This window comes from Kitasatospora sp. NPDC127035 (genome assembly GCF_042726075.1).
In the GTDB taxonomy this organism is placed as follows: Bacteria; Actinomycetota; Actinomycetes; order Streptomycetales; family Streptomycetaceae; genus Kitasatospora.
In genome coordinates this window covers 129,747-147,706 of the sequence record NZ_JBHXDN010000016.1, presented here as the reverse complement: position 1 = coordinate 147,706, position 17,960 = coordinate 129,747, and the positions used below count along the sequence as shown (strand labels likewise).

The window sequence follows — 17,960 nt, the reverse complement described above, 5'->3', positions numbered from 1 at the left end:
GGTAGACTGAGAGCCAAACACTGTTGCTAGTGGCAACCGAGTCGAAACGCCGTGGTCGCACGCCCGCCCGCACGGGGTGGGGATGCGGCCCGAGCTGTGCCAGAGAGGGCGCTTCGTGGCCGATTCCGGCAACCCCAGCCAGACCCCAGACCAGACCGACCAGGCTTCCTACACCGGCAGCAACATCCAGGTGCTGGAGGGCCTCGACGCCGTCCGCAAGCGTCCCGGCATGTACATCGGCTCGACCGGTGAGCGCGGCCTGCACCACCTGGTGCAGGAGGTCGTGGACAACTCCGTCGACGAGGCGATGGCCGGGTACGCGGACACCATCGACGTCATGCTCCTCGCCGACGGCGCGGTCCGGGTGGTCGACAACGGCCGGGGTATCCCGGTGGACATCGTCCCCGGGCAGGAGAAGCCGGCCGTCGAGGTCGTGCTCACCGTCCTGCACGCGGGCGGCAAGTTCGGCGGCGGCGGCTACGCGGTCTCCGGCGGTCTGCACGGCGTCGGCGTCTCCGTGGTGAACGCGCTCTCCACCCGGCTCGCGGTGGAGATCGACCGGGACGGCCACCGCTGGACCCAGGACTACAAGATGGGCGCCCCGACCGCGGCGCTGGTCAAGGGCGAGGCCACCGACCGGACCGGCACGACGGTCACCTTCTGGGCCGACCCGGACATCTTCGAGACCACGGTCTACTCCTTCGAGACGCTCTCCCGGCGCTTCCAGGAGATGGCGTTCCTCAACAAGGGCCTGACCATCTCGCTCACCGACGAGCGCCCCGAGCACGTCGACGAGGAGGGCAAGCCGCTCTCCGTCACCTACAAGTACGACGGCGGCATCGCCGACTTCGTCGCCCACCTCAACTCCCGCAAGGGCGACGTGATCCACCCCTCGGTGATCGACTTCGAGGCGGAGGACAAGGACAAGACGATCTCGGTGGAGATCGCCATGCAGTGGAACTCCTCGTACACCGAGGGGGTCTACTCCTTCGCCAACACCATCCACACCCACGGCGGCGGCACCCACGAGGAGGGCTTCCGCGCGGCGCTGACCGGTCTGGTCAACCGCTATGCGCGGGACAAGAAGCTGCTCCGGGAGAAGGACGACAACCTCTCCGGCGAGGACATCCGCGAGGGCCTGACCGCGATCATCTCGGTCAAGCTCGGCGAGCCGCAGTTCGAGGGCCAGACCAAGGACAAGCTGGGCAACACCGAGGCGAAGACCTTCGTCCAGAAGGTGGTCCACGAGCACCTCAACGACTGGCTGGACCGCAACCCCAACGAGGCTTCGGACATCATCCGCAAGTCCATCCAGGCCGCCACCGCGCGCGTCGCCGCCCGCAAGGCGCGCGACCTCACGCGCCGCAAGGGCCTGCTGGAGTCCGCCTCGCTGCCCGGCAAGCTGAGCGACTGCCAGTCCAAGGACCCGTCCGAGTGCGAGATCTTCATCGTCGAGGGTGACTCCGCCGGCGGCTCGGCCAAGCAGGGCCGCGACCCGCGGATCCAGGCCATCCTGCCGATCCGCGGCAAGATCCTGAACGTCGAGAAGGCCCGGATCGACAAGGTGCTGCAGAACACCGAGGTCCAGGCGCTGATCTCGGCCTTCGGCTGCGGCATCCAGGAGGACTACGACGAGTCCAAGCTCCGGTACCACAAGATCGTTCTGATGGCCGACGCCGACGTCGACGGTCAGCACATCCGGACGCTGCTGCTCACCCTGCTGTTCCGCTTCATGCGGCCGCTGGTCGAGTCCGGCTACGTGTACCTGGCGATGCCCCCGCTGTACAAGATCAAGTGGGGCAAGGACGACTTCGAGTACGTCTACTCCGACCGCGAGCGCGACGCCGTGATCGCGGCGGGCGTGGCCGCCGGCCGCCGCCTGCCGAAGGACGACGCGATCCAGCGGTTCAAGGGTCTCGGCGAGATGAACGCCGAGGAGCTCCGGATCACCACCATGGACCAGGCCCACCGCCTGCTCCTCCAGGTCACCCTGGAGGACGCCGCCCGCGCCGACGAGTTGTTCTCCGTCCTGATGGGCGAGGACGTCGAGGCCCGCCGCTCCTTCATCCAGCGCAACGCCAAGGACGTCCGCTTCCTGGACGTGTGACGCCTGCACCCAGGCCCCGCACGTATCCAGTCCGCGTGAAAGGAAACTGACCACCAGTGGTCGACGACAACCGTCCCGAAGGCGAGCAGCCCGAGACCCCCGAGGTCGCCTCCGCGATCACCCTGCGGATCGAGCCGGTCGAGCTCGAGACCGAGATGCAGCGCTCGTACCTCGACTACGCGATGAGCGTCATCGTGAGCCGAGCGCTGCCCGAGGTGCGCGACGGCCTCAAGCCGGTGCACCGCCGCGTGCTCTACGCGATGTACGACGGCGGGTACCGCCCCGAGAAGGGCTACTACAAGTGCGCCCGCGTCGTCGGCGACGTCATGGGCAACTACCACCCGCACGGCGACACCTCGATCTACGACACCGTGGTCCGCCTGGCCCAGCCGTGGTCGCTGCGGATGCCGCTGGTGGACGGCAACGGCAACTTCGGCTCCCCGGGCAATGACCCGGCCGCGGCCATGCGCTACACCGAGTGCAAGATGATGCCGCTGGCCATGGAGATGATGCGCGACATCGACGAGGAGACCGTCGACTTCGCCTCCAACTACGACGGCCGCTCGCAGGAGCCGACCGTCCTGCCCGCGCGCATCCCCAACCTGCTGGTCAACGGCGCCACCGGCATCGCGGTCGGCATGGCCACCAACATCCCGCCGCACAACCTGCGCGAGGTGGCCTCCGGCGCACTCTGGGCGCTGGAGCACCCGGAGGCTTCCAACGAGGAGCTGCTGGAAGCGCTGATGGAGCGGATCAAGGGCCCGGACTTCCCGACCGGTGCCCTGATCGTCGGCCGCCGCGGGATCGAGGAGGCGCACCGCACCGGTCGCGGCTCGATCACCATGCGCGCCGTGGTCGAGGTCGAGGAGATCCAGGGCCGCCAGTGCCTGGTGATCACCGAGCTGCCCTACCAGGTCAACCCGGACAACCTCGCCCTGAAGATCGCCGACCTGGTCAAGGACGGCAGGGTCGCCGGCATCGCCGACGTCCGCGACGAGTCCTCCTCGCGCACCGGCCAGCGCCTGGTGGTCGTGCTCAAGCGCGACGCCGTCGCCAAGGTCGTGCTGAACAACCTCTACAAGCACACCGACCTGCAGACCAACTTCGGCGCCAACATGCTGGCCCTGGTCGACGGCGTGCCGCGCACGCTCTCGCTCGACGCCTTCATCCGGCACTGGGTCAACCACCAGGTCGAGGTCATCGTCCGGCGCACCACCTTCCGGCTGCGCAAGGCCGAGGAGCGCGCGCACATCCTGCGCGCCCTGCTCAAGGCCCTGGACATGATCGACGAGGTGATCGCGCTCATCCGTGCCTCGGAGAGCGCCGACGCCGCCCGCAGCGGTCTGATGGCCCTGCTCGACATCGACGAGCTCCAGGCCAACGCGATCCTGGAGATGCAGCTCCGCCGGCTGGCCGCCCTGGAGCGCCGCCGGATCATGGACGAGCACGACGAGCTGCAGCGCAAGATCGACGAGTACAACGCGATCCTGGCCTCGCCGACCCGTCAGCGCGAGATCATCTCGGAGGAGCTCACCGCGATCGTCGAGAAGTACGGCGACGAGCGGCGTTCGACCCTCATCCCGTCCGACGGCGACCTCTCCATCGAGGACCTCATCGCGGAGGAGGACATCGTCGTCACGATCACCCGTGGCGGCTACGTCAAGCGGACCCGCTCCGACCTCTACCGCTCGCAGAAGCGCGGCGGCAAGGGCGTCCGCGGTGCCCAGCTGAAGCAGGACGACCTCGTCGACCACTTCTTCGTGACGACGACCCACAACTGGATCCTGTTCTTCACCAACAAGGGCCGGGTCTACCGCGCCAAGGGCTACGAGCTGCCGGACGCCGGGCGCGACGCCCGCGGCCAGCACGTGGCCAACCTGCTGGCCTTCCAGCCGGACGAGCAGATCGCCCAGGTGATGGCCGTCCGGACCTACGAGGACAAGCCGTACCTGGTCCTCGCCACCCGGGCCGGCCTGGTGAAGAAGACGCTGCTGAAGGACTACGACTCCCCGCGCTCCGGCGGCCTGATCGCGATCAACCTGCGGCAGGACGAGGAGGGCCGGGACGACGAGCTGATCGGCGCCGAGCTGGTCTCCGCCGAGGACGACCTGCTGCTGGTCTCCAAGAAGGCCCAGTCGATCCGCTTCACCGCGACCGACGACGCGCTCCGGTCCACCGGGCGCGCCACGTCCGGCGTCAAGGGCATGGCCTTCCGCGAGGACGACGAACTGCTCTCGATGAACGTGGTCCGGCCGGGGACGTACGTCTTCACCGCCACCGACGGCGGGTACGCCAAGCGGACGGGCGTGGACGAGTACCGTGTCCAGGGACGTGGCGGCTACGGCACCAAGGCGGCGAAGATCGTCGAGGGCCGGGGCTCGCTGGTCGGCGCGCTGGTCGTCGACGAGAGCGACGAGATCATGGCGATCACACTGTCCGGTGGAGTGATCCGCACAAGGGTTTCCGAGGTTCGTGAAACCGGACGTGACACCATGGGCGTCCAACTGATCAACCTCGGAAAGCGCGACGCGGTGGTGGGCATGGCCCGCAACGCGGAAGCGGAGGCCGAGGACGATGAGTCGGCGGAGGACGAGGTGGCGGCCATCGAGTCCACCGAGGTGGCCGAAGGTACGGAGACGGCGCCGGGCGGGGAGACCGCCGAGGCCTGACCTCGTACCGTGTCGGCCGGTACCGACGCGCCCGTGAGACGGCGCGTGGGGACCGGCCGGCCGACCAGTACCGGGCAATCCCGCCGGGCGCTGGATGACGAGTGACGACGCAGGGCGGTGTCGCCGCCCTGGTGGGAAGTGCGGGAGGACCAGTGAGTGGAGCCACGGGTGCTGCGGGAGGAGCCACCGGCGGCCGTCCGGGCGCAGCACAGGGCGGCGGGGGCTACGGGGTGCCGCAGCCGCCGGCCGAACACCCCTCCGCGTCCACCTCGCTGATGCCCCCGGTCGGCGCGGCGGGACAGGGCGGGGCGACCTACGGCGGCCAGCAGGCCCCGCCGCCCCCGCCGGGCGCTCCGGCGGGAGGGTCGGGGTTCTCGCAGCCGACCACCTACGCCAAGGGGCAGCCGACCCCGCCCCGGGGCACCCGGGTCGGCGGCGGCAACACGCCGCCCGGCGGGACGCCCGCCGCGGGCCCCCGCCGACCCGCCGCTCCGGCGGCGGCGCCGGTCGGCGGCCTGGGCGGCCGGACCAGGAAGGCCCGGTTGCGCGTGACCAAGGCCGACCCGTGGTCGGTGATGAAGGTCAGCTTCCTGCTGTCGCTGGCGGTCGGGATCATCATCATCGTGGCCGCGGCCGTGCTGTGGATGACGCTGGACTCGCTCGGCGTCTTCGACTCGCTGGCCAAGACCCTGAAGGACATCACGGCCTCGGAGAACAACGGCGGCGGCCTGAACCTGATGGACTACGTCGGCTTCGGCAAGGTGATGACCTTCACCTCGCTGATCGCCGTGGTCGACGTGGTGCTGCTGACCGCACTGTCCACGCTCTCCGCGTTCATCTACAACGCGGCGGCCGGCTTCACCGGCGGCATCGAGCTGACCCTCGCCGAGGAGGACTGACCCTCCGGGAGTGATCCCGGGTCAGCTGCCGCCGCACGGACGGATCTTCGTCCGCGGACGGAAATGAACGGGCCCCGCAGGCTGTTGCAGCCTGCGGGGCCCGTCGGCATCCGGGTGACAGCCGGTCCCCGCGGCGTGCCGTCCGAATCGGCCTCCGTCGCGGTGGGCTTAGCTGGACGCGCTCGTTCCGAGTTCCGACCGCCACAGGCCTCCCCGGTCCCACCGGCCGGGTCCGGTACGGCTGCGCAGGTACGGCAGGACGGAGGCGCACGATGGCGGAGCTCGCACGGCGACTGGTCGAGGCCCTGGACGGGCTGCTCGGGGTCTCGGTACCGCTGCGGATCCAGGCATGGGACGGCAGCGTCGCGGGGCCGCCGGGGGCGCCCACGCTGGTCCTGCGCAACCGCCGGGCGCTGCGCCACCTGCTCTGGCAGCCCGGTGAACTGGGCCTGGTCCGCGCCTACGTCTCGGGGGACCTGGAGGTCGCCCCCGGCACCGACCTCTACGAGGTGCTGCGCGACGTCGCCCACTTCGTCGAGCGCCCCGAGATCCGCCGGCTGCGGTTCGGCCCGGCCGAGGTCGTGGGCGTCAAGGGCCGCCGGGCGGCGGGCGCCCTGTTGCGGGCCGGCGCGCTGGGGCCCCGCCCCGTGCCGCCGCCGGAGGAGGCCCGCCCGGCGGGACGGCTGCACAGCCGGAGCCGGGACCGGGCGTCGATCAGCCACCACTACGACGTCGGCAACGACTTCTACGCGCTGGTCCTGGGCCCGTCGCTGGTGTACTCCTGCGCGTACTGGGAGCCCGCCGCCAGGAGCCTGGAGGCGGCCCAGGAGGCGAAGCTGGACCTCATCTGCCGCAAGCTCGGCCTGCGGCCGGGGATGCGGCTGCTGGACGTCGGCTCCGGCTGGGGCTCGCTGGTGCTGCACGCGGCCCGGCACTACGGCGTGACGGCGGTCGGCGTCTCCATCTCCGCCGAACAGGTCGCGCTGGCCCGGCAGCGGGTCGAGGAGGCCGGTCTGGCCGACCGGGTGGAGATCCGTCTCCAGGACTACCGGGAGATCCCGGACGGCCCGTTCGACGCGATCTCCAGCGTCGGGATGGCCGAGCACGTCGGCGCCGCGCAGTACCGCGCCTACGCCGAGGGCCTCTACCGGCTGCTGGTGCCCGGCGGCCGGCTCCTCAACCACCAGATCGCCCGCCGCCCCGACGTCCCCGGCGAGCCGTACCGTCCGAGCCCGTTCATCGACCGCTACGTCTTCCCCGACGGCGAGCTCTCCCCGGTCGGTCCCACGGTCTCCCTGCTGGAGGAGGCCGGCTTCGAGGTGCGCGACGTCGAGTCGCTGCGCGAGCACTACGGGCTGACCCTGCGTGAGTGGGTGGCCAACCTGGAGGCGCACTGGACGGAGGCGGTCCGGCTGGTCGGCCGGGGCCGCGCGCGGGTCTGGCGGTTGTACATGGCGGCCTCCGCGCTGGCCTTCGAGGAGAACCGGATCGGCGTCAACCAGATCCTCGCCGTCCGCACGACCGCCGGCGGTTCGGCCGGCCTGGCGGCCACCCGCGAGGAGTGGCTGCGCTCCTCCGGTACCGCCCCCCACCAGCCCGTCCCGGGAACCCCTGCCGCTGCCCCGGGTGAATCGGATTTGGGGGATCGGCGATCGGTCCGCTAATCTTTCAGTGCGGCAAGGGGCTATAGCTCAGACGGTTAGAGCGCTTCCCTGATAAGGAAGAGGCCACAGGTTCAAGTCCTGTTAGCCCCACCACCGCGAAGGGCCCGGAGCATCGCTCCGGGCCCTTCGGCGTTCTCGTGCTCCGGAGGTGGAACCGCGGGCGCCGTCCGGGGGTTGTACGGGTGAGGACCGCCCGTCGGCGGGCGGCACCCGGTGGAGAGACGGTGGCGTGATGGCGGTGTTCTGGGCGATGAGCATCCCCGGCCTGGTCTGCGCCCTGGCGGCGCTGGCCTTCGTCGACCAGTTGGCGCTGAAGGCGCGGAAGTCGCGTCTGGTGCCCTGGCGGGGGACGGGTCGCGAGGGGCAGATCTCGGCGACCGGCTTCGAGCAGCTGCACGCGCAGTTCGCGGCCGGCAAGCAGCACCAGCTGGACGAACGGCAGAGCTCGCTGATGCTGCGCGACGAGGAGGGCGAGGGTGCGCCGCCCCGGACCAGGGTGGATCTGGCGGCCGGTGTGGCGGTCGTGGTGCCCCCCTCCCGTGGGCAGGAACCGTGACGGCTTCGAGGGGGCTCCAGGGGGGCTCTGCGGGGGTTCGGGGCCGGGCCGACCGTACGACAGGAGGTGTGGCGTCAATCCTCCGACCGGACGGGTCGGTTGGAGCAGCGGTGGCTGGTCACGATTGGGACACCGGTGTGTATCATCGGCCGCAAGGGCAGTCTGCCAACCCGACCGCCCTTTCGTGCTCGTAAGGAATCATGGACTCGTCGGCCCGATCGAACCCGGTCGGTGCACGGCTACTGAGTCCGCCAACGCAAGAAGGACGAGGTCCCGCGGTGAAGAAGCTTCTCCTGGTCGCCCTGGTCGCCCTCGGCGGCTTCTTTGTCTACCGTCAGGTCCAGGCGGACCGCGCCGAGCAGGACCTGTGGACCGAGGCCACCGACCCGGTCCCGGCCGGTCGCTGAGGACGCCGACGATCTGACGATCGACGATCTTCGGGGGCGTCGCACGGCGCCTCCCGGTCCGGTCGGTCCGGCCCTGCGGCCGGACCGACCGGATCTTTCCCCACCCGTACGGCAGGAGTGCCGGGACAGGGCGTGGGATTCGCGCCGGGACCGGGTACGCTAGTGCCCGGCGGTGCGCACGATGCCGCCCCGGGGCTTTAGCTCAGTTGGTAGAGCGCTGCCTTTGCAAGGCAGATGTCAGGAGTTCGAGTCTCCTAAGCTCCACAGTCGCCCACCGCGTGCGGGCAGCAGATCGGCCGCCGACCTGAATCCGGGTCAGCGGCCGATCTGCGTTCTCAGTGCGGTTTCCGGGGGTCGTGCGGCTTGGGGCGGTCGTCGTCGTGGCCGTGGTCCGGTCCGGACCCGGTGTCGGAGCCGTTCGACGGCACGGAGCTGTCGGGTCGGCCGACCGGTGGGCCCGGTTCGGGGGAGACGCCGCCGGCCTCGGGCCCGCCGCCGGTTCCCGGCCCCGCGGCGTCGGCCCTGGAGCCGTTCACCGCGTCGGTGGGGCCGCTGCCCGAGGCGTGGGCGCCGCCGGACCGTGCGGGGGCCGGTGACGTCCCGCTCGCCGGTTCGACCAGCCACTCCGGGTTGCTGTGGTGCCGCCACCACTGCCAGGCCACGATGCCGCTGCCGATCGCCAGGGCGCCCGCGACCGCCAGACCGGTGGCCCAGCCGCTGCGGTGGGCCTTCCTGCGGTTCCGGGCCGCGAGGTCGCCGATCTCGGCCGAGGTGACGTTGCCGTGCAGGGCGGTCAGTGCGGCGGCGCTGCGGGTCTGTGCCTCCTGTGCGACCGGGGTGACGGTGGCGCGGGCCTCCTCGACCGCCTGGACGACCTTGGTGCCGACCGTGGTGCGTGCCTGGTCCGCGGCCTTGGTGGCGGCCAGGCGGGCGGCCAGGGCGGCCTCCTGGGCCCGGTGGAAGGCCTTGAGGGTGTTCTGCTGGGCCTCCGGCGGCAGGCTGGCGAAGGCGTGACCGATCTGCGGGGCGATGCGCCGGTCGTACTGGACGCGCGCGCTGTGGGCGGCCTGGGAGGCCTTCGGGCCCAGTGCGTCCAGGGTGGGGCCCAGGCGCTGCTTGGCGCTGTCCGCGAGGTTGCCGGCCGTCTCACGAGCTGAGTCCAAACGGGTCACGAGTCTCTCCTCCTGGTGGCGTCTTTTACGCACATATCCACCTGAATGCTGATCATGCATCCTGATCGGGCCGGTGGCACTCCGGAGTGGGCCGTACGCGCGGCGTGCCCGGCGGGCGCGCGGGCGCGGGCGCGGGGCCGGGGGGGCGGTGCCGGGGCCGGACGCAGGGCCGGCTCCGGGCCCGGGAAGGGCGGCGAGCCGCGGGCGCGGGGGAGGGTGGGGCCGTGGGGCGGGGGGTATGGCCGCAGTAGGCTGGCCGTTCCGGCGGCGTTCGCCGGGACCGCGTTCGCGTCGTCGCGGCAGGGCGAGGTACGTCGCAGCAGGTCGTGGCAGGTCGTGGCGGAAGGGGAAAACCGATGCTCCCGGACGAGCCGAGGCAGCCGACCGACCGGGTCCCCGGGCCGGGCGGTGCGAGCGGGCTGTCCCGCTGCTACCGGCACCCCGAGCAGGAGACCGGCATCGGCTGCTCCCGCTGCGGTCGGCCGATCTGCCCGCAGTGCATGGTGAACGCGTCGGTGGGCTTCCACTGCCCGGAGTGCGTCAGCGAGGGCGGTCGCCAGGTCCGCCGGGCGACCACCCGGTTCGGCGGGCAGCCGGCCGGGGACGGCGCCCTGGTCACCAAGGTGCTGATCGGCGTCAACCTGGCGGTCTTCGTGCTGGCCGCCTACGTCCTCAAGCCCTGGCTGGCCGACGACCTCATGCTGGTCAGCTTCGACCCGCGCTACACCGGCTTCCCGTACGGCGTCGCCGAGGGACCGGAGCAGTGGTACCGGCTGCTGACCGCGGTCTTCCTGCACACCGCGCCCTGGCACATCGCCACCAACATGCTGATGCTCTGGGTGATGGGCCCCGCGCTGGAGTCGGCGCTGGGACGGCTCCGCTTCCTGACGCTCTACCTGCTCTCGGGACTGGCCGGCAGCGCGTTCGCGTTCCTGCTGGACGGCGACGGGATGAAGTCGCTGGGCGCCTCGGGCGCGATCTTCGGCCTGCTCGGCGCGACCCTGGTGATGTACCGCAAGGTCCGGGCGCCGCTCGGCCCGGTGGCCGCGCTGCTGGTGTTCAACCTGATCGTCACCTTCTCGGTGCCCGGGATCGACTGGCGGGCGCACCTCGGCGGCCTGGTCGCGGGGACGCTGACCGCGGCGGGCCTGATGTACGCCCCGCGCGCCAACCGGGCGGCGGTGCAGGGGCTCACGGTGGCGGGGGTGGCCGGGCTGGTCCTGCTGATGGTTCTGGTGGGTACGGCCAGCTACGGGTGACGCCTCCGCACGGTTGTCCACAGCGGGTGGGTGGCTGTGCACAGGCGGTGCGGAGGCCCGGGTGCGGACGACTGTTCTACGCGTGTCCTGCTGTGCGTATTCGGCATTCGGGGGAGGGGCGCGCGAGAGTGTGGAAAGCGCCCCCGGCGCGAGTTATCCACAGGCCCGCGTGACTTTTCCCCAGTGTGGATAACCATGTGGATAAACACGATAAGCGGGATAACCGATGGGACAAGTCGGGAGAAACCGCTACAGGTTTCGTACATATCCGGCAATCCGGGCACCGCGAAGCCGCCCCGGGGACCCGACGGTCCCGGGGCGGCGGAATGCGCTCAGGGGTGGAGCCCCGGCGTCACTTCCACTGGGTGGAGACGCCGAACCCCGCCGCGATGAAGCCGAAGCCCACCAGGATGTTCCAGTTCCGCCAGCTCTCCACCGGCCAGCTGCCGCTCGTCACGTAGTAGGTGACGATCCAGACCAGGCCGATCAGGAACAACGCCAGCATCAGGGGTGCAACCCAGCCGCGGCCCGAACTGATCTTCACCGTGACCGTGGTCGGCGGGGTGTAGTCGGACTTCTTGCGGAGTCGAGACTTCGGCACGAGGAGCTCTCCTGTCGATGCGCTGTGACCGCGCAGGGGTTCAGCGGGGGCGAGGCGGCCGGCGGTGGCGTTTGGGGAGAACGTTAAGGGGAGCGACCCCGCACATGCCACCGGCGTCCGTTAGCGTAGTGGCTCGGCGGGTCTGAAGGAGATAAGGGTACGGTGCCTAATTTGTCGATTCCCCCTCGGCCGCCCCGTACCGGGTCCGCCGGCACCCGAATTGTCGGACGTGCCCTGACCTGCGCCGTCTTCGCGCTCGCCGGGCTGCTCTTCTACATCAGCGCGCAGACCGCCCGCGGCACCGATCTGCGGACCGACAACTCGTTGCTCAGCCTCTCCGACGTGATACGGCAGCGCAGCGCCCAGAACCAGCAGTCCCAGGCCCAGCTCGCCGACCTCCAGGAGCGGGCCCGGCAGCTCACCGACCAGCAGGGCCGCAGCCCGGCCGACGCGGCCCGGCTGACCGCCCTGGAACAGGCCGCCGCGCTGGACCCGCTCCAGGGCCCGGGCCTCACGGTCACCCTCAACGACGCCCCGCCGAACGCGACCGCGCGCATCCCCGGGGTGCCCGAGCCGGGCGTCAACGACCTGGTGATCCACCAGCAGGACATCCAGGCCGTGGTCAACGCGCTCTGGCGGGGCGGCGCCGAGGGCGTCCAGGTGATGGACCAGCGGCTGATCTCCACCAGCGCCGTCCGCTGCGTCGGCAACACCCTGCTGCTCCAGGGCCGGGTCTACTCACCGCCCTACGTGGTGAGGGCGGTCGGGAGGACGGACGCGCTGCGCGGGGCGGTCGAGTCGGACCCGACGATCCGCAACTACCTGAAGTACGTCCAGGCCTACGGGCTGGGCTGGAAGGTCCAGGAGGGCGGGGACCTCGCCCTGCCCGGCTTCACGGGGACGGCGGACCTCCGCTCGGCGACCGGGCAGCAGTAGGGCGGGTCTACTCTTGTCCCCAGTCTGATACGTCGAGGGAGCACCATGTACGGCTGGATCTGGCGACACCTCCCGGGGCCCTCCCCGGTCAAGGCCGTCATCTCGCTCCTCCTCGTGCTGGGAGTGGTCTACCTCCTCTTCACGTACGTCTTCCCGTGGGCGGAACCGCTCCTCCCCTTCGGAGACGTCACAGTGGACGGGGGCGACGACGGCGCCGTCGGCTGACCCCGGCGGAACCGCCCCTCGTCCCCAGTCCCCGCACCCCACGGAGAACGCGCGCATGACCACCCAGCCGGCCCCGCCCCGCATCCTGGTCGTCGACAACTACGACAGCTTCGTCTTCAACCTGGTCCAGTACCTCTACCAGCTCGGCGCCACCTGCGAGGTGGTCCGCAACGACGAGGTGACGGTCGGGCACGCGGTCCGCCGCGAGGGCGACACCGGATTCGACGGGGTGCTGCTCTCCCCCGGCCCGGGCTCCCCGGAGGAGGCCGGCGTCTGCATCGAGATGGTGCACCACTGCGCGCGGATCGGGCTGCCGGTGTTCGGCGTCTGCCTGGGCCTGCAGTCGATCGCGGTGGCGTACGGCGCGGTGGTCGACCGGGCACCCGAGCTGCTGCACGGCAAGACCTCGCCGGTCGAGCACGAGGACGGCGGGGTGTTCGCGGGACTGCCCTCGCCGCTCATCGCGACCCGGTACCACTCGCTGGCGGTCGAGCCGGCCACCGTGCCGGACGAGCTGGTGGTCACCGCGCGCACCGAGAGCGGCGTGATCATGGGCCTGCGCCACCGCGAGCTGGCGGTCGAGGGCGTGCAGTTCCACCCCGAGTCGGTGCTCACCGAGGGCGGTCACCGGATGCTCGCCAACTGGCTTGCCGAGTGCGGCGACCCGCTGGCCGTGGACCGTTCGGCCGGGCTCGCCCCGGTGATCGGCCGGGGCTGAGCGGCGTGACCGCGGTGCGTCCGGAGGGGCGCTACCAGCCGGACGCGGACCCGCAGGGCGGCGCCGCGGACCCGGGCGCCGGCCCGTACCCGCACGACCCGTACCGGCAGCCGTACCCTCCGGAGCAGTACCCGCAGGAGCAGTACACCCAGGGGCCCCAGGGGCAGTACCCCCAGGAGCAGTACGTCCAGGGACAGCAGGCCCAGGGACAGTACGCCCGGACCCCGTACCCGCAGGGGCCGTACCAGCAGGCCGGGCAGACGCCGTACCCGCAGGCGCCGTACGAGCAGGGGCCGTACGGCGCTGAGCCGTACCCGCAGAACGGCCAGTACCCGCAGAACGGCCAGTACCAGCAGTACGACCCGTACCGGGCCCAGCAGCTCCAGCAGGGCGGGCACGTGCCCGCCCAGCAGGGGCAGGGGCGGAACCAGGGTCAGGACCCGGTCCAGGGCGGCCACCCGGCGCCGAGCGGAGCCGAGGACGGCTGGGGCGTCTACGAGCAGGCCGCGCCGGCCCAGGAGGCGCTCGGGCCGCGTCCGGACGCCCAGGAGGCCCCCGGGGGCCCCTTCGAGGCGCTCGCGGCGGCCGAGACGGTCACCATGGCCGCGGTGGCCGGCGCGGACGGTCCGCCGGCCGGCGGCGGCCGGGCCGAGCGCCGCCGCGCCGCGCAGGGCCGGACGTCCGTGCGCCCGGGCAACGGGCGCCGCCGGGCGGCCGGCCGGGGCGCCGCGGGCCGGACCAAGGAGTCGCCGGCGGTGGTCGCCGCCCGTTTCCTCGGCGAGTTCTGCATCACCCTCGGCCTGGTGATGCTGCTCTTCGTCTCCTACCAGCTCTGGTGGACCAACGTGCAGGCCGACGCGGCCGCCGACGGCGCCCGCAACCAGCTGGAGGAGCAGTTCGACGCCGGTCAGCCGGCCCCGGCCGCGCCGGGCCAGCCGGCCCCCGACCCGGCCAAGCCGGAGACCTTCGAGCCCGGCAAGGGCTTCGCGATCATCCACATGCCGAAGCTGGGCCAGAAGTTCCCGATCGCCGAGGGCACCGCCAAGGGCTCCGTCCTGGACAAGGGACTGGTGGGCCACTACACCGGCACCGGCATGCCAGCCGACAAGGCGGGCAACTTCGCGCTGGCCGCGCACCGCAACACCCACGGCGAGCCGTTCCGGCGGATCAACCAGCTCGGCAAGGGCGACAAGATCGTGGTGGAGACCGCGACCGCCTACTTCACGTACGAGGTCACCGGGGGCATCCCGGAGACCCCGCCGTCCAACGTGAGCGTGATCAAGCCGGTCCCGAACGGCGCCGGTTACGGCCAGGCCGGCCGCTACATCACGCTGACCACCTGCACGCCGGAGTTCAGCTCGAAGTACCGGCTGATCGTCTTTGGCAAGATGATCGACGAACGGCCGCGCAGCCAGGGCAAGCCGGCCGCCCTCACGGCGGGCTGACGACGGCCCCGGGGCGGCCCGAGGGCGGCCCGGGAAGGGGAGAGACGTGACCCAGGGGACCGAGGTGGTGGCCGAGGAGGCCTTCCCGCCGCCCGAACCCGCGCACGGGGACGGGCCCGGGCGCGGCCCGGCCGGCCGGCGGCGCCGTGGCCGGGCGCTGGCCGTGCTCGGGGTCTTCGGCGAGCTGCTGATCACCCTGGGGCTGGTGCTCGGCCTCTTCGTCTCCTACTCGCTCTGGTGGACCGACGTGCTGGCGGACCGTTCCGCCGCCGTGGCCTCCGACCAGCTGCGCGAGTCCTGGGCGGCCGGCCCGGCCACTCCCCCGTCGAGCGCCCCGGGCACCCCCGGCGCCTCCGGCACCCCGGCACCGGCCGGCACACCGGGAGCCGGACCGTCCTACGCGGCGGGCGACGGGATCGGCTTCCTGCACGTCCCGGCGATGGGCCGGGACTACCAGGTGCTGATCCGGATGGGCACCGACCCCGACACCCTGTCCGAGGGCGTCGCCGGGGTGTACGAGCAGCCGTACCGCTCGGCGATGCCCTGGGACGCCACCGGCAACTTCACGCTGGCGGCGCACCGGGACGGCCACGGCGCGAAGTTCCACGACCTGGACGCCGTGGGCAAGGGCGCCGCGGTCGTCGTCGAGACACGGGACAAGTGGTACGTCTACCGGGTCGACAACACCCTGCCGGAGACGTCCAAGTTCGACACCGGCATCGTCGCGCCCGTGCCGAAGGGCTCCGGCTACGCCGGGCCCGGCCGGTACATCACGCTGACCACCTGCACGCCGGTCTACACCTCGCGCTACCGGATGGCGGTCTGGGGGAGCCTGGTGCGGGTGGACGACATGGACGCCAAGCGCACCCCGCCGCCGGAGCTGCGGCACTCCTGAGGCCGCGCCGCAGCGGCGGGGCGCCCGGCGCGCGCGCCCGGCGCCCGGGAACGCCCGAGGGCCCGTCGACACTCCGTCGACGGGCCCTCGGGGGTTCAAGCGCCCGGGCGTTCAGGCGCTCGGGCGTTCAGGTGCTCCCGGAAACAACTCGGCCGGCCGGCCCGGTTCCGACGTGCTCAGAACCAGGGGAACCAGGGCTTAGTTGTTGGGTCCCCCTTTGGTGTTGGAGGGCGTGGGGATACCGGGGATCCCGGGGATGGTGGGGGTGTCGCCCCCTTTGGGCGGATCCGCCGCCTTGGTCATCAGCCCGATCGAGGTCTGCGGGTCCACCTGGGTCCCGGCCTGCGGGGTGGAACTGGTGACCAGCGAGGCCGGGTCCGCCGGACCGAACACGATGGTGTACTTCAGGCCCGCGGTCTCCAGCTGCTTGATGGCGTCCCTGAGGACGACGTTCGTCAGCGGCGGGACGGTGACCTTGTCCGGCGCCTTGAAGACGGTCAGCTGGATCTTCGAGGCCGCCGCGACCTTGCTGTTGGCCGTCGGCGTCTGCGAGGCCACGGTGTTGACCTTGCTCGGGTCGTTGGTCGTGGTGGTCTTCGAGGCGTCGACCTGGAAGCCGGCGCTCTCCAGGGTGGCCTGCGCGGCCTCCTTGGGCTGGCCGACCACGTTGGGCACGGCGACCTTCGCCTTGCCCTGCGAGACGGTGAGCTTGATCGGGGCGGTCGGGTCGGCACCCGCGTTGGGGGGCGGGTCCTGGCCGGTGACCTGCTCCAGCGGGGCGTTCTCGTCGTCCTTGTACTCGGAGGTGACGTTGGTGAACCCGGCGTCGGCCAGCGCCTTGACGGCCTGTTCCTTGGTCTTGCCGGTCACGGCCGGCACGGCGGCCTTGGCCGGGCCGGAGGAGAGCTGCACGGTGATCGTGCCGGCCTCCGCGAGCTGGCCGCCGACCGCCGGGTTCTGGGTGCAGACCTGGTCCTTCTTCACCGCGGCGTCCGGGCAGGCGACCTTCTCGCCCTCGGTGACCACCAGCTTGGGACCGGCCTGGGCGGCGAGCGTCTTGGCCTCCGCCAGGCTCTTGCCGACCAGGTTCGGCACCGCGACCTTCGGCGCCTCCTTCGGGGTGTCGCCCTTCGAGTTGCCGAACATCGCCTGCGCGACGAAGAAGGTGCCCACCAGGACGAGGACGGCGGCGACCGCCAGCACGATCCAGGAGGTGTTGCTCTTCTTCGGCGGCTCCCCGCCGCGCCGGCCGCTGCGGCCGTACCCGTCGTCGTAGCCGTCGTTGCCGCCGCCCTGGGCGCCGGCGTAGGTCTGGCCGTACCCGTCGTCGTAGCCGGGGCCCTGGGGCTGCGGGTAGCCGGCCGGGGAGGCCTGCGGCAGCACCGTGGTCGGCCCGCCGGCGGCGTGCTGCGGCAGCATGTTGGTCTGGCCGTACGGGTCGTGCTGCGGGTAGCCGTTCTGGTCGTAGCCGTACCCGGCGGCGCCCATGCCGTAGGCGGCGGCCTGCTGGGCGGCGGCCACCGGCAGGCCGTCGAGGAAGCGCTCGATGTCGTCGCGCATCTCGTCGGCGCTCTGGTAGCGGTAGTCGCGGTCCTTGGCGAGCGCCTTGAGCACGATCGCGTCGACCTCGGGGCGGACCTCGGGGTCGAAGACGGACGGCGGCTGCGCCTCCTCCCGGACGTGCTGGTAGGCGACCGCCACGGGGGAGTCGCCGACGAACGGCGGGCGGACGGTCAGCAGCTCGTAGAGCAGGCAGCCGGTGGAGTAGAGGTCGGACCTGGCGTCCACCTGCTCGCCCTTGGCCTGCTCCGGGGAGAGGTACTGGGCGGTGCCGATGACGGCCGAGGTCTGCGTCATCGTCATGCCGGCGTCGCCCATCGCGCGGGCGATGCCGAAGTCCATGACCTTGACGTTGCCCTGCCGGGTCAGCATGACGTTGGCGGGCTTGATGTCGCGGTGCACGATGCCGGCCCGGTGCGAGTATTCCAGGGCCTGCAGGATGCCGATGGTCATCTCCAGCGCGCGCTCCGGCAGCAGCCGGCGCCCGGAGTGCAGCAGCTCCCGCAGCGTGGACCCCTCGACGTACTCCATCACGATGTACGGGATGGAGATCCCGTCGATGTAGTCCTCGCCGGTGTCGTAGACGGCGACGATGGCGGGGTGGTTGAGTGACGCCGCGGACTGTGCCTCACGACGGAAGCGGGCCTGGAACGACGGATCCCGGGCCATGTCGGCCCGGAGCGTCTTCACTGCGACGGAGCGGCCGAGCCGGGTGTCATGGCCGAGGTACACCTCGGCCATGCCGCCGCGTCCCAGGACGCCGCCGAGCTCGTACCTGCCGCCTAGGCGACGAGGCTCTTCCATAGTTCCGACCCTCTCCCTCACCCGCCGGTGAGGTTCTGACGTA

General features: G+C 71.7%; 15 protein-coding genes and 2 tRNA genes. 14 read left to right on the top strand and 3 right to left on the bottom strand.

The genetic code is table 11. The annotated features are described in order from the left end of the window. Positions 1-82 precede the first annotated feature (82 nt). The 8 genes from gyrB to ACFWIC_RS14360 all read left to right on the top strand — a co-directional run bounded on the left by gyrB (position 83) and on the right by ACFWIC_RS14360 (position 8,566). Entirely contained in the window at positions 83-2,107 is a 2,025-nt protein-coding gene (gene gyrB, locus ACFWIC_RS14395) for a DNA topoisomerase (ATP-hydrolyzing) subunit B (protein ID WP_329884798.1), read from the top strand. 56 nt (positions 2,108-2,163) lie between these two features. Beyond that, positions 2,164-4,776 (top strand): DNA gyrase subunit A, encoded by a 2,613-nt coding sequence (gyrA, locus tag ACFWIC_RS14390; protein WP_329884797.1) that lies wholly within the window; start codon positions 2,164-2,166, stop codon positions 4,774-4,776. Between the two features lie 152 nt (positions 4,777-4,928). Further along, on the top strand, positions 4,929-5,675 hold the full coding sequence (locus ACFWIC_RS14385; protein ID WP_329884796.1) for a DUF3566 domain-containing protein: 747 nt from the start codon (positions 4,929-4,931) through the stop codon (positions 5,673-5,675). A gap of 272 nt (positions 5,676-5,947) precedes the next feature. Next, on the top strand, positions 5,948-7,339 hold the full coding sequence (locus ACFWIC_RS14380) for a cyclopropane-fatty-acyl-phospholipid synthase family protein (RefSeq protein ID WP_329949607.1): 1,392 nt from the start codon (positions 5,948-5,950) through the stop codon (positions 7,337-7,339). 16 nt (positions 7,340-7,355) lie between these two features. Beyond that, positions 7,356-7,432: transfer RNA gene (locus tag ACFWIC_RS14375), tRNA-Ile, on the top strand. A gap of 139 nt (positions 7,433-7,571) precedes the next feature. Further along, the gene (locus ACFWIC_RS14370; protein ID WP_329949608.1) at positions 7,572-7,895 is read left to right on the top strand and encodes a DUF6191 domain-containing protein; all 324 of its coding nucleotides are present in this window, start codon (positions 7,572-7,574) and stop codon (positions 7,893-7,895) included. Between the two features lie 278 nt (positions 7,896-8,173). Then, the gene (locus ACFWIC_RS14365) at positions 8,174-8,302 is read left to right on the top strand and encodes a DLW-39 family protein (RefSeq protein ID WP_014137031.1); all 129 of its coding nucleotides are present in this window, start codon (positions 8,174-8,176) and stop codon (positions 8,300-8,302) included. 191 nt (positions 8,303-8,493) lie between these two features. Further along, positions 8,494-8,566 (top strand) — tRNA-Ala (locus ACFWIC_RS14360). A 71-nt stretch (positions 8,567-8,637) separates the two neighbouring features. Here ACFWIC_RS14360 and ACFWIC_RS14355 read toward each other — a convergent pair. Continuing rightward, positions 8,638-9,474 (bottom strand): DUF5324 family protein, encoded by an 837-nt coding sequence (locus ACFWIC_RS14355; protein ID WP_380364396.1) that lies wholly within the window; start codon positions 9,472-9,474, stop codon positions 8,638-8,640. A gap of 356 nt (positions 9,475-9,830) precedes the next feature. Here ACFWIC_RS14355 and ACFWIC_RS14350 point away from each other — a divergent pair, with 356 nt between their 5' ends. Continuing rightward, positions 9,831-10,733, top strand: a complete 903-nt coding sequence (locus ACFWIC_RS14350) for a rhomboid family intramembrane serine protease (protein WP_380518497.1) — start codon at positions 9,831-9,833, stop codon at positions 10,731-10,733. Between the two features lie 352 nt (positions 10,734-11,085). Here the strand turns inward: ACFWIC_RS14350 and crgA are convergent, their stop codons facing one another. Beyond that, positions 11,086-11,334, bottom strand: coding sequence for a cell division protein CrgA (gene crgA / locus ACFWIC_RS14345; protein ID WP_329884791.1), 249 nt, complete (start codon positions 11,332-11,334; stop codon positions 11,086-11,088). A gap of 177 nt (positions 11,335-11,511) precedes the next feature. Between crgA and ACFWIC_RS14340 the strand changes: the two genes are divergently transcribed. From ACFWIC_RS14340 to ACFWIC_RS14320, 5 genes are read left to right on the top strand one after another with little or no spacing between them, the layout of a single operon-like run. Continuing rightward, positions 11,512-12,270, top strand: coding sequence for a DUF881 domain-containing protein (locus ACFWIC_RS14340; protein ID WP_329949744.1), 759 nt, complete (start codon positions 11,512-11,514; stop codon positions 12,268-12,270). Positions 12,271-12,315: 45 nt separating this feature from the next. After that, positions 12,316-12,495 carry a hypothetical protein gene (locus tag ACFWIC_RS14335; RefSeq protein ID WP_329884790.1) on the top strand — a complete coding sequence of 60 codons (180 nt, stop codon included), beginning with the start codon at positions 12,316-12,318 and terminating at the stop codon, positions 12,493-12,495. A gap of 55 nt (positions 12,496-12,550) precedes the next feature. Beyond that, positions 12,551-13,213: an aminodeoxychorismate/anthranilate synthase component II gene (locus tag ACFWIC_RS14330; RefSeq protein ID WP_329884789.1), complete on the top strand. Its 663-nt coding sequence runs from the start codon at positions 12,551-12,553 to the stop codon at positions 13,211-13,213. Between the two features lie 5 nt (positions 13,214-13,218). Then, positions 13,219-14,658, top strand: coding sequence for a class E sortase (locus ACFWIC_RS14325; RefSeq protein WP_380518494.1), 1,440 nt, complete (start codon positions 13,219-13,221; stop codon positions 14,656-14,658). A 46-nt stretch (positions 14,659-14,704) separates the two neighbouring features. After that, positions 14,705-15,553 (top strand): class E sortase, encoded by an 849-nt coding sequence (locus ACFWIC_RS14320; RefSeq protein WP_380518492.1) that lies wholly within the window; start codon positions 14,705-14,707, stop codon positions 15,551-15,553. 198 nt (positions 15,554-15,751) lie between these two features. Here ACFWIC_RS14320 and pknB read toward each other — a convergent pair whose 3' ends face one another. Beyond that, complete coding sequence (gene pknB / locus ACFWIC_RS14315; protein ID WP_329949611.1) at positions 15,752-17,917, bottom strand: Stk1 family PASTA domain-containing Ser/Thr kinase; 2,166 nt, start codon at positions 17,915-17,917, stop codon at positions 15,752-15,754. Positions 17,918-17,960 lie beyond the last annotated feature (43 nt).